Origin of the sequence: Acinetobacter oleivorans DR1 (assembly GCF_000196795.1) — a bacterium.
Taxonomy (GTDB): Bacteria; Pseudomonadota; Gammaproteobacteria; order Pseudomonadales; family Moraxellaceae; genus Acinetobacter; species Acinetobacter oleivorans.
This window is the reverse complement of sequence record NC_014259.1, coordinates 1,857,943-1,870,050: the sequence shown is the minus strand read 5'-3', so window position 1 is coordinate 1,870,050 and position 12,108 is coordinate 1,857,943. Positions and strand designations below refer to the sequence as shown.

General features: G+C 38.2%; 10 protein-coding genes. 2 read left to right on the top strand and 8 right to left on the bottom strand.

Annotated features, from left to right (window positions below):
* Window positions 1-21 precede the first annotated feature (21 nt).
* The gene (locus AOLE_RS08815) at window positions 22-1,083 is read right to left on the bottom strand and encodes a sigma-54 interaction domain-containing protein (protein WP_005305848.1); all 1,062 of its coding nucleotides are present in this window, start codon (window positions 1,081-1,083) and stop codon (window positions 22-24) included.
* Window positions 1,084-1,569: 486 nt separating this feature from the next.
* Here AOLE_RS08815 and AOLE_RS08810 point away from each other — a divergent pair, with 486 nt between their 5' ends.
* Together AOLE_RS08810 and AOLE_RS08805 are read left to right on the top strand one after the other, a co-directional pair.
* Window positions 1,570-2,766: an acyl-CoA dehydrogenase family protein gene (locus tag AOLE_RS08810; protein ID WP_013197718.1), complete on the top strand. Its 1,197-nt coding sequence runs from the start codon at window positions 1,570-1,572 to the stop codon at window positions 2,764-2,766.
* A gap of 92 nt (window positions 2,767-2,858) precedes the next feature.
* Complete coding sequence (locus AOLE_RS08805; RefSeq protein ID WP_013197717.1) at window positions 2,859-3,935, top strand: sigma-54 interaction domain-containing protein; 1,077 nt, start codon at window positions 2,859-2,861, stop codon at window positions 3,933-3,935.
* 64 nt (window positions 3,936-3,999) lie between these two features.
* Here AOLE_RS08805 and AOLE_RS08800 read toward each other — a convergent pair whose 3' ends face one another.
* The 7 genes from AOLE_RS08800 to AOLE_RS08770 all read right to left on the bottom strand — a co-directional run bounded on the left by AOLE_RS08800 (window position 4,000) and on the right by AOLE_RS08770 (window position 12,108).
* Window positions 4,000-4,779 carry an ABC transporter ATP-binding protein gene (locus AOLE_RS08800; protein ID WP_013197716.1) on the bottom strand — a complete coding sequence of 260 codons (780 nt, stop codon included), beginning with the start codon at window positions 4,777-4,779 and terminating at the stop codon, window positions 4,000-4,002.
* A 17-nt stretch (window positions 4,780-4,796) separates the two neighbouring features.
* Entirely contained in the window at window positions 4,797-6,194 is a 1,398-nt protein-coding gene (locus AOLE_RS08795) for an ABC transporter substrate-binding protein (protein ID WP_013197715.1), read from the bottom strand.
* 43 nt (window positions 6,195-6,237) lie between these two features.
* The gene (locus AOLE_RS08790) at window positions 6,238-7,308 is read right to left on the bottom strand and encodes a branched-chain amino acid ABC transporter permease (RefSeq protein ID WP_013197714.1); all 1,071 of its coding nucleotides are present in this window, start codon (window positions 7,306-7,308) and stop codon (window positions 6,238-6,240) included.
* Between the two features lie 3 nt (window positions 7,309-7,311).
* The gene (locus AOLE_RS08785) at window positions 7,312-8,193 is read right to left on the bottom strand and encodes a branched-chain amino acid ABC transporter permease (protein ID WP_005305864.1); all 882 of its coding nucleotides are present in this window, start codon (window positions 8,191-8,193) and stop codon (window positions 7,312-7,314) included.
* A 40-nt stretch (window positions 8,194-8,233) separates the two neighbouring features.
* Entirely contained in the window at window positions 8,234-9,025 is a 792-nt protein-coding gene (locus AOLE_RS08780) for an ABC transporter ATP-binding protein (protein WP_005305866.1), read from the bottom strand.
* 12 nt (window positions 9,026-9,037) lie between these two features.
* The gene (locus AOLE_RS08775) at window positions 9,038-10,195 is read right to left on the bottom strand and encodes an AMP-binding protein (protein ID WP_013197713.1); all 1,158 of its coding nucleotides are present in this window, start codon (window positions 10,193-10,195) and stop codon (window positions 9,038-9,040) included.
* Window positions 10,196-10,518: 323 nt separating this feature from the next.
* Window positions 10,519-12,108 carry a rhodanese-like domain-containing protein gene (locus AOLE_RS08770; protein WP_013197712.1) on the bottom strand — a complete coding sequence of 530 codons (1,590 nt, stop codon included), beginning with the start codon at window positions 12,106-12,108 and terminating at the stop codon, window positions 10,519-10,521.

The following is a 12,108-nucleotide window of genomic DNA, read 5'->3' as shown; positions in this document are numbered from 1 at the left end:
AATACAAAAAATAAGCACGATCTATATGCGAATATTTGGAGACAATAAACCATGTTTAATCAATCTTGCACGAATAATATTTCGGCTTATTCCTAGTAATTTTGCAGTATGCAATTGATTGTGATGACAATATTCATAGGCAGCTCCTGTAATTTCTGCCTCTAATTGCTCATTTAAATCTTCTATTCCTTGTTCAAACCAACTAAACAGCAATTGTTTTAAAGTTTGATTTGAGTTGCGATAAATCGAAAAATCATATTCAGAAGTGAGTAATTTATGCTTGAAACCGGAAAGTTGGAAATCATAACTTTGAATCACCCCATTTTTACAAATGAGCAATGCGTGATGAATTGCATTTTCTAATTCACGAATATTTCCCGGCCAATGATAATCAACGAGCAATTGTTGAGCTTCTTCACTTAACATAGGCGGTTTCTTATTCAGACTCTGCGAATAGTCATAAATGAAGTGCTGTGCTAGAGGTAAAATATCACCAGTTCGTAGGCGAAGCGGTAAAACATGGAGCGATGCAACTTTTAATCGAAAATATAAATCTTCTCTGAAATTACCTGCATATACGGCTTCTTCTAATCGAATATTCGTTGCAGCAATTACTCTGACATCAATTTTTTTGGTCTGTCGAGAACCAACCCGAACCACTTCATTTTCTTGTAAAATTCTTAGCAGCTTCACTTGAATGCTTGGTGACAAATCACCAATTTCATCTAAAAAAATAGTTCCGCCATGCGCTGCTTCAAACCACCCGATCTGAAGGCTTATGGCTCCTGTAAAAGCTCCTTTTTCATGACCGAACAACTCTGTTTCAGCTAACGTATCAGATAAAGCACCACAGTTTACAGCAACAAAGGGTTTATTTTTCCGATTAGATAAAGCATGAATCTTTCGAGCAACCAGTTCTTTACCTGTTCCTGTTTCACCAACAATTAAAACGGACGCTTCGCTTGGTGCGATTTGTTCAACATAAGACATTAAACACTTTGAATTTTGATCTTCAAATACATATGCACTAGCTTTAACCGTACGTACGAGTTGGCGAGATTCGGGATGTTTGACGATATCCATAATAATCTCCAAAATTTAAAGTGGATGAAATCAATCTGAACGAGTACTTTTTCTTAAATCAGAAAAATAGCTAAACAACGCACCTTAATCTAAGTTTTCTAGATAACTAATACCAATAATATTAAGTGCAAATAATATTAAATTTAATTATTTGCTCATTTAGAGTACTCGATGTGAAATAGGCAACATTCCAAAAGCATAGTGTTGTTTATGCAACAGCACATCAACACTTTGAATTTAGAGCCAACCTGCCCCATGAGAAAAAAGATACAGTCTGTTGAAATTTAATAAATATTTTATTGGCATAGTGTTTGCTGGCTGCATGCTATGAGACTTTAGTTTGGTTGATCTCTTATGATTTATCTAGCTATAACAACTTATAAATCAATTGAAGCACCAACCAATTATTTATTCGTCCTTCACGCCACATCGTGAAAGTAAGTCTTAAATTATGTAAAAAATAGATAAATAAAGGATAAGGCAAGTATGAACGTTTCTAATCAGAACCACAGTATTCGTAGTCTTTCTGATGTCATTCCTGTTGCACAGTCTCTGGCTCAACAGTTTGCACAAACTGCTATAGAAAGAGATAAAGTTGGCGGTACGCCTAAATATGAACGTGATTTAATTCGTCAAAGTGGTCTTCTTTCTTTATCCATTCCAGAGCAATTTGGTGGCTTGTCCGGTCAGTGGCAAGATATCTTTAATGTTGTCAAAATCTTTGCTCAGGCTGATAGCTCACTCGCCCATGTTTTTGGTTTTCATCATTTGCTTTTAGCAACGGTTCGCTTATTTGGCAATTCACAGCAATGGCAGCGTTGGTACCAACTCACTGCTGAAAAATCGTGGTTTTGGGGAAATGCATTAAACCCACTCGACAAACGTACCGTCGTAAAAAAACAAGATGACTGGTACGAATTTTCTGGAAAAAAAAGTTTTTGCTCGGGTGCGCTTGACTCAGAAATGCTTATTGCATCAGGAGTAGATGAAGCAACTGGAAATCTTTTAATTGCAGCGGTACCAACCTCACGCTCAGGAATTACGTTGTACCATGACTGGGATAATATTGGACAACGTCAAACAGACAGTGGTAGTTCCATTTTCGAACGGGTTCGTGTTGAAATTAAAGATATGTTGCTTGACCCAGGGCCACTAAGTACACCATTTTCAACATTAAGACCTTTAATTGCACAATTGGTTTTTGTGAATATGTTCTTGGGCGTTTCCGAAGGTGCAATGCTTGAAGCCAAACGTTATACAAAAACTGAATCACGTGCATGGTTTTTATCTGGTGTGGAACATGCAGACCAAGACCCTTACATTTTGCGACACTATGGTGAGTTCTGGTTAGAACTAGAAGCCTTACGCCTGTTAAACAAAAATGCGATTACCAAATTACAAAAAGCATGGGACATTGCCGAAAACCTGACAGAACAACAACGTGGTGAGGTTGCTATTGCCGTAGCAACAGCAAAAGTAGCAGCAACACGAACAAGTCTAGATATTACCAATCGTATTTTTGAGGTGACAGGAGCCAGAGCAACTCAGGCATCATTACGATTTGACCGATTCTGGCGCAATGTACGAACACAAACCTTACATGACCCAGTGGAATATAAGCTGCAAGATTTAGGAATTTGGGCTCTAAATGATCTTTATCCCCAAGCGTCATTCTATTCATAACATCATCGACAATTGAATACTCAGGAATAACCGATATGTATCGAACTCTCACCGACAGAAACGATTTGATATAAATGAGAGACCTATATTAGATGCGGCATAATATTGTTACCCTACCTGAAATTACCCAGCGCAGTGACTCTCATAAAGCCACGGCACAGGTATTTAACGACCCAGAATCCAAAAAATTGCTTGAATATATCAAGCAGATTGCACCCAGCGAAGCGAGTGTATTAATTCATGGTGAAACAGGTACAGGTAAAGAGCTCATTGCCAGACAAATTCATAACCACAGTAAACGGCGTAATAAACCGTTTATTGCGGTAAACTGTGGGGCTTTTTCGGAGACCCTTGTTGAAAGCGAACTCTTCGGTCATGAAAAAGGTGCCTTTACAGGGGCATTATCGAGCAATGCTGGGTGGTTCGAGGCTGCAAACGGTGGGACATTATTACTTGATGAAATTGGGGATTTATCTAAACGGATTCAGGTTAAACTTTTAAGGCTATTACAAGAACGTGAAGTAGTCCGTTTGGGCTCTCGTAAAAGTATTCCTGTAAATGTACGAGTACTCGCAGCAACAAATGTAAACTTAGAACAAGCCATTCTTAGCGATCAGTTTCGCGAAGATTTATATTACCGTCTTAATGTGGTTACCTTAAACATTAAACCTTTACGTGAGCGAAAAGGAGATATTCTACCTCTCGCCTATCACTTTATTGATAAATATCATGCTCAACTTGGTTATGACAAAGCCGATTTTTCCAATGCTGCAAAAGAAAAAATCAGCAATTACTGGTGGCCTGGTAATATTCGTGAATTAGAAAACATGATCCATCATGCGCTATTAATTTGCCAAAATGGCATTATTGAAAGTCATGATCTCACATTAATTCAACCACCCACTCAACTGAACCAAAATAAGCTTCAAGAAAAAAAAGCTAGTGAACCCGTCATAAACCCTAAATTAAAAGAAGTTTTTCATCAGCTATTTCAGCAAAATGATGGACAAGTTTACGCACAATTTGAAGAGCAATTATTACGAATCGCCTATCATTATTGCCATCAAAATCAAGTTAAAACTGCACAAATGCTAGGTTTAAGTCGTAATGTCATTCGTTCTAGACTGATTGATTTAGGTGAGCTGGTTGTAAATAAACGCGGCGAATAAATTATTTTATCTATCAATATCAAGCCAGTCATCAATCATTTGATTGATGACTGGTTATTAAAAGCTAAGCAATCTCTCCTAAATATGCTTTTTGAATTTGTCCGGTTTCATAAAGAACTTGAGTCTGTCCAGAAACTTTGACCTCTCCACTTTCGATGACATACGCATAATTGGTGTAGCCAAGTGCCAAACGAATATTTTGTTCAGCAACCAAAAAACTCACACCTTGCTCTTCAGAAAGCGACTTAATTAATTCAAAAATTTCATAACTAATCTTAGGAGCTAACCCCATTGAAGGTTCATCTAATAAAACTAACTTTGGCTCTGTCATCAATGCCCGGCCAATGGCAAGCATTTGCTGCTCACCACCAGAAAGATAACCAGCCAATGTTTGCTTCTTTTCAGCAAGCCTTGGAAAATATTGATAAACTTTCTCTAATGCAGTCGAAAGTTTGGCACCCGAATGATGCGAAATAAAACCACCTGTCCTTAAATTTTCATCAACAGTCAAATGTGTAAAACAATGACGTCCTTCAAGGACTTGCACCAAACCTTTTTTGACAATATCACTTGGATTTTTCCCAAGTATGGATTCACCCTGATATTCAATTTTGCCACGGTGAATTTGCCCATTTTCAGCAAAAATCAACTGTGATATTGCTTTCAGAGTTGTACTCTTACCAGCTCCGTTGGCGCCAAGCAATGCAACAATAGAACCAGAAGGAACAGTTAAACTCACCCGTTTAACTGCCAAAATACTCTGGTCATATACGACTTCAATATCATCGACATTTAACAATGGTTCACTGCTTTCAGGTTTGATACTGTTTAATGATTTAGACATGCGGTCATCTCCTGATCTTATTCTTCAGTTGCGCAATCTCGAACTTTTATGCCTTGCTCTTTAGCATATTTTTCTGAAGATTGTTCAATAATCGGACGTAATAAGCTGCGATCTGCTTGTACCCAATCACTAATTACTTTCCACTCTTTACCGTCCCATTGTTGGAAACGTACCGCACCACCGCCTTCATGATCTTGGCACGATAATTTTAAAGGCTGTACCAAACCATATGCACCAAGTTCTTTTAGACGTGCTTCAGTTAAGTTGATATGTTCAAAGCCCCAACGGACCTCTTCACCAGTAAGCGGACGTTTACCAAATTTATTTTGTGCCACACGTACTGCTTCTACATTCAAAATACCGTTTACCACACCTAGGTTATAGTAAACCGTACCGAAACGATTTTTGTCAGCAAGATCTGACTGGCCTTTATCAACAACAAGTTGTTTAATTTCTTGTAATACAGGGAAGTTCGTTCCTGATGGATGAGTCGTAATTGAAATGAAACCATTTGCCGCAGCACCTGCTGGTGCAGCATCTTCTTCTGAGTTTGACCAGATATTTCCAATAATTTTATTGGTTGGGTAACCTACTTTCTGTGCAGTTTTTAATGCAACAGGATTCATCACACCCCAACCACGAAGAATGACCCAATCCGGTTGAATCCGTCTAATATTCAACCATTGAGATTGTTGTTCATTACCGGGATGTGGTACTTCAATGTTGGTTACTTCAAAGCCATACTTTTTCGATAAAATCTCAATAACTGGAATCGTTTCTTTCCCGTAAGGAGAACCGTGATATAGAACCACGATTTTTTTACCTTTTAGCTTTTCCACGCCACCGCTTTGCTGACCTAAATAATTAATAATTGCAGATACTTCACTATACGGATTGAGCTGCAATGGAAATACGTATGGGAAAACACGGCCATCCGTAGAATCTGTACGCCCATGATTAATAGTAATCAACGGTAATTTATCTTTCGTTGAACGCTCCAAAGTTGCATAAGCGATACCGACAGATAAAGGGTTGGTTGCTGCAGCAGGCGCTCCATTTAAACCATTCTTCAAACGCTCATAGCATTCTACCCCCTTTTCTACTACATACTCGGTTTCACACTCAGACCACACCAGCTTCACGCCATTCACACCGCCTTTGGCATTGACGGCTTTCATGTAGTCAATAAAGCCCCCGAAAAAGCCCGTTCCCCCAGCAGCATAAGGGCCAACCCGATAACTCTGTAACGGGAAATACTGGGCATTTTTATCCGACAATTGTGTTTGCTGCTCAGTTGCGGCTTGTTGTTTTTGCTCAGGTGGATTTTGTTTGTCTTTTTTCGTGACAAACACAATAGCGACTAAAGCGATGGCAATAACCACCAGCCAAAACCACAAAGATTTAAATAACTTCATAAATTAATCTCTAAATAAACAGACAAAAGTGTTGTTAAAACAATTAGTAACGTAATGGCCATTTTCTTAATCTGTGATACAAATTACGTAGTAAACGGCTTAATCCTTCTGGTTCCTTGATCAAGAAGTAAATGATCAAAGCCCCGAAAATAATTTTTTGTAGATTCTGTAGTAGTGCTTGATCGATAGCCTGTCCGAAAACAGCTTGCCCCAAAACACTCAATAAAATAGGCAACAGCACAATAAATGCGGCGCCCAAAAAGCTGCCGGTTAGGCTGCCTAAACCACCAATAATGATGATGAATAGAATTTGAAATGATCGATTAAGATCTAGCCCATCTGCTTCAATGGTTCCAAGATAAGCAAAAGCCCAAAGTGCCCCCGCAATACCGAGATAAAATGAACTGATCGCAAACGCCAGTAATTTAGTCTGACTCACCGGAATGCCGATGGTGATTGCCGCAGTTTCCATATCTCGTACAGCACGAAAATTACGACCATATTGACTATTGATCAGGTTGCGAGCCAAAGCAGTGAGAACCACAACAATACTTAAGGTTAATAAATAGTGCCCGACTGGGCTATTTATGGAATAACCCAATATTTCCATACGAGGAGCAGTAATCACCCCCGAAGCATTATTGTTAGTAAACCAGCCATACTGTGTGAATAACCACGGTATAAAAAACTGTGCAGCTAAGGTGGAAACAATTAAATAAAAGCCTTTAATTCGAAGACTTGGCAGACCAACCACAACCCCAGTTAAAGCAGCAATTACACCGCCCAAAAAAATGCTGACCAGTAATGGCAACTGAGGAATTCGCAGCTCTAAGTTATAAGTTGCAAATGCGCCCACTGCCATAAAAGCTGCGGCACCTAATGAAAGTTGTCCGGTATAGCCTGTCAGAATATTAAGTCCCAATCCGGCAAGTGCCAAAACTAGAAAAGGGACTAAAATGGCATTAAATAAGTAATCTGGCCCCAAAAATGGAACGAAAAGAAAGGCAATCAATAGTGCAAAAATAAATAAAATACGATGCTCTTTAAGGCGGAAAATGCGTTTCTCATCTTGATATTGCTGTACGTACTGTCTTGCTTGGCTAAATAAAAACATTGCTTATACCCTCGTCACTTGTTTCTGACCAAACAGACCGGTTGGGTATACCAATAAAAAGAGAATCGCCAGCACATAGGGAAACCAGTTTTCAATTCCGGAGCCAATAATGCCGCCTAAATAAATCTCCGCTAGTTTCTCGGTTGCTCCCACAATCAAGCCCGCTAAAATCGCACCTGCAATCGAAGTAAAACCACCAATAATCAGTACAGGTAATGCCTTTAGTACAACCAATGAAAGCGAGAATTGAACACCTAAACGTGCGCCCCACAACAAACCAGCGACTAATGCAACAAACCCTGCTACTGTCCAAACCAATATCCAGATATGATTTAAACGGATTCCCACAGATTGCGCGGCTAAAGGATCATCAGCAACTGCACGTAGTGAAATACCAAAGCGGGTTTTACTAAATAAAAGAGATAAAATAATGACCAATGTTCCAGCAATACCTGTTGCGAACAGATCAAACTTGCTCAGCATGATGCCAAAGAAATTAATGGGTGAATCAGAAATTCCCAGATCTAATCCATGAACCTGTGTTCCCCATACAGTTTGAGCTAATCCCTCAATGACATAACTCAAACCCAAAGTTGCCATAAACAATGTAATGACAGAGCGATTAATTAAATGTTTTAAAATTAATGCATCGATCAGTAGTACCAGCACAAAAATGACAAATAGCGTGACAATAAAAGCCACCACAAATGGAATGCCACGTTCAGTTAAATTGACAAAAGTTAAAGCTGAAAATAAAACCAAAGAACCTTGTGCAAAATTAAAAACACCCGATGCCCGATAAATTAAAACAAACCCAATGGCAACCAAGGAATACATGACACCTGCCAACGTACCCCCTAGCAAGACTTCTAGAAAAAATGACATATAAAAACTAACCTCTTATTTTTAATTTATTTGTATATGCTCAATGCGCTTCAAGCGCTTGAATCCCTAGATATGCGCTCAGCACTTCAGGATGTTCTTGAATTTGTTGTGGCGTGCCTTCTGCAATCTTTTTGCCATAGTCCAGCACCACAATATGGTCAGAAATATCCATCACGACAGCCAAATCATGCTCAATCATGAAAATGGTTATATCCAACTGTTGATTTATCTTTTGAATAAACTTGGCAATACTTCGTTTTTCAGCATGGTTCATTCCAGCCATTGGCTCGTCTAAAAGCAGAAACTGAGGTTCTGCTGCCAATGCTCTTGCTAACTCAACACGTTTTTGCAAACCATAAGACAATGAGCTAACCAATTGGTCTCGGTATTCTTGTAGATTCAACAGTTTTAAAATTTCTTCAGCTTTAAAACGCTGTAAATCATCATTTTTTTGAGTGCTTGGTAAAGACAATAATGCACCTAGTAATGAGTGACGACTTTTTAATACCCGTCCAGTTAAGACATTGTCCAATACCGACATTTGCTTGAAGAGTGCTAAATTTTGAAAGGTGCGCGCAATTCCTAAATAGGGTGCATGCTTTGCCTTATAATTATGCAAAACCTGACCAGCAAAAATGATCTGACCAGATTGCGGCTGATAAATGCCATTAATAATATTAATTACCGAACTTTTGCCGGCCCCATTGGGACCAATTAAAGAATAAATCTCTCCCTCTCTCACCTCTAAGCTAAGCTGCTTGAGCACTTGTGAAGAGCCAAAAGATAAATCAATTGCCTTAAGTTCTAGCAATACCACAGATGATACTGACATATATTCCCCTTCTTAATTTATTGTTGTTATTGGCAAAGAATGAAGCTGCGAATTGTCCAATTGGGTACTTTGCCATTCGGCATATTCTCCCCATTCGTGTAACTTCACACCTAAACTTCGATAAAAATTTCGTGTTGCAAGCGTTACAGGCTGCCCCACTGTTAAAGCCACTTTAAGATGTGAAAAACCCAACTCTTCTAAAATGACTTGCTTAAATAAGGCAAAGCTCAACTTATCAATCAAAGATAATTTTTCTTCATTTTTCTGTTTTTGAAGTGCGTGCCAGTAATGTTTGGCAAGCCATTTATCACTTGGTAAGCGGTTGTAAATTAACTGCTCAACACGGGCATAGGTTTCATTGGTCCCTAAAATCAATGTTGGCGAAATAATCTGTCTATCCTGGTCGCGAGTATTTAAGGTCTCAGGAATATTTAAGTTAAAACCTGCAAGTAGCCACGATGACCATAGATAACGAATGTGCCCAACACTTGAAAAAGCACGCGTAACAAATGCTTCCTCATGATGATCTAAGTGGTGGTTTTGAACTAAATGTTTGGCTTCTGCAATCAAATCTTGATGAGAATATTGCACTCTCAGTCGTTGATTAGACTCAATCCGTTCAAAGCTAAAAGCAATTTGTGCAGGTTCGAGCTGAGTCTTTTTAAAATCAATACGATATTTTTCGTTGGAATTTTTTAATAACTTATCGACAGCTACAACATAGTCATATTCAAATGTACTTAATTTGCTTTGTTCAATATAAAAAATATAAATTGGGTGATAACGTAATGTCTCAATTGAAACAAGCTGCTCTAGTTCTTCTACGAGAATATAATCTGGTTTTAAAATCGCAAGGTGTCGTAAAAAGTCTTCTGTTTTTAATGTATCAACACTTTGGTCAATTAATTGAACTTCGCCACCTAAAGCCTGAATAGCCAGACTAATAGCAACTACATCAATATTCGGAGCACTGACAATAAGAAAAGTTTGCTTGTTTTGAAAACCATACTCATAAAGCGCAGACGCGTATCTTTCGCTAAGTTCTAGTAAATTTTTCCATGACCACTGCTGCCACAGACCTAGTTTTTTATGTCTTAATGCAATTGCATCTGGACGTGCTGTTGCGTGGTATGCCAACAGTGAAATAAGACTTTGCGAATAATCTGACATTTTTGCAATACCCCCCTCATAACGTCGATTGCTAAACGATGAGATAAAAAAATATTGCTGTTATATTTCAATTTACATGCCAAATATTTTTATAATTATTTTCAATGTTTTACAAAAAGATCTTTCTCTATCTGTGCATAAAAGTGATAGTTTATTGTTGAATAACTGTTTTTCAGGCAACAGTTATTACTTGGTTTCAAAAAAACATTTTTAGAGAAATCTCAAGAACAAATTTTGATTAATACTTTTGATTTTCATAATAGCTCTTCTTTGCTTTAAAAGAGCTATTATGATTTTCATCAATATTTTAGCTAAATATTTAACTAAACCACAAAGAAACCATGTGTTCCATCTGTATTCAGTTGGGCAACTAATCCATATTCCCACTCTAAATAGTCTTGCATAGCTTGGATAGAATTATCCGTTCCTTCATAAGGGCGTTTATACCGATCTATGCGGGGTGATAAATACACATGTTTATCAGTTTCCAAAACAAAAGTTTTTGCCCATGCCTGATTACCGCCTTCCAAGACATAAACATTTTCTGAAATTTTAGCTTGAAGAGCAGATACTGCATATTGTGCTAACAGACTAGTACCACAAGTCACAACAATTTTATTGTTTGTTGGAATTTTTTTCTCATTAAACAGACGTTCAATATCTGCTTTTAATACCCATTGAGCAGTAGGAATATGCCCTTTTTGATAGTTTGCACTAGTTGTAAAATCCAGAATAGTGACTTCTTCACCGACATCTAACCATGCTTGCAATTGTTCAGGTGTAATCCGATGTTTTATATGCAATAACGGAACAACTGGTTTCCATGCTCCTTGCTCGGTAAATATTGTCTGAAAATCCGCATCGAGTACGTAGACATCCCAATTCATTTGCGCCAACCAAGAGGCAGTCATATAAGCACGGACGAGTTGATCATCAATGAGTACAATTCTGGCACCGCGTACACTCGCATAATGGTCAGTTTCCTGAACTAGTTGCCCACCACCAATCCAACGGCTATTGGGTAAATGCGATTGTATATACTCTTCTTCTGACCGTACATCAAAAACATAGGTGGTGCGTTCACTCTGTTGTTGGAACAATTGTAGTTGTTCCAAACTAATCGTTTTTACACCAGCCTGCTGGGTTAATTGTTTGGCATTCTCTAATATGCCTGATGAATTATTTTTATTAGCAAAATTAGTATATTGTTGGTGTTGTCCTAAAGCTAATTGCTGCTGTGCCAATGTCCAACCAATCGTACCGTTACGTAAAGCATAGACTTCATGTCCAATCTTGGCATTAATCAATGACTGTGTACCAATTAAACTACGTGTACGCCCTGCACAATTCACAATAATTTTAGTATTTTCATCTTTAACAATATTTTTAGCATGGAGTACCAATTCAGCACCAGGTACGCTGATACCGCCCGGAATACTCATGGTTTGATATTCATCAAAACGACGAGCGTCCAGAATAACAATGTTGTCCTGATCATCAATTAATTTTTGGACTTCTTGAGCTGACAGTGACGGCGTTCCTTTATGATGTTCAACAAATTCACCAAAGGCTTTACTTGCTGAATTGACATCAATAAAAATTTCACCGCCTGCATCTTTCCAGCCTTGTAAACCACCATCCAATAATGAAATCTGCTGATAGCCTAATGCTTGTAACTGTTGATAGGCACGTTCTGCCAAACCCTCACCATTATCATAAATAACAATATCTGTAGACAGACGAGGTATTCGATTGAGAATTTCTACTTCAAATTTGGAAAGAGAAATATTGGCAGCAAACAAAGGATGACCTTGAGCATATGGATCTTCTTCACGTACATCAATTAGTGCGATTTCTTGACCAGCCAATAGCTTTTTGCGGATATCTTGATAAGTTTGAATATTGGTTGTCAT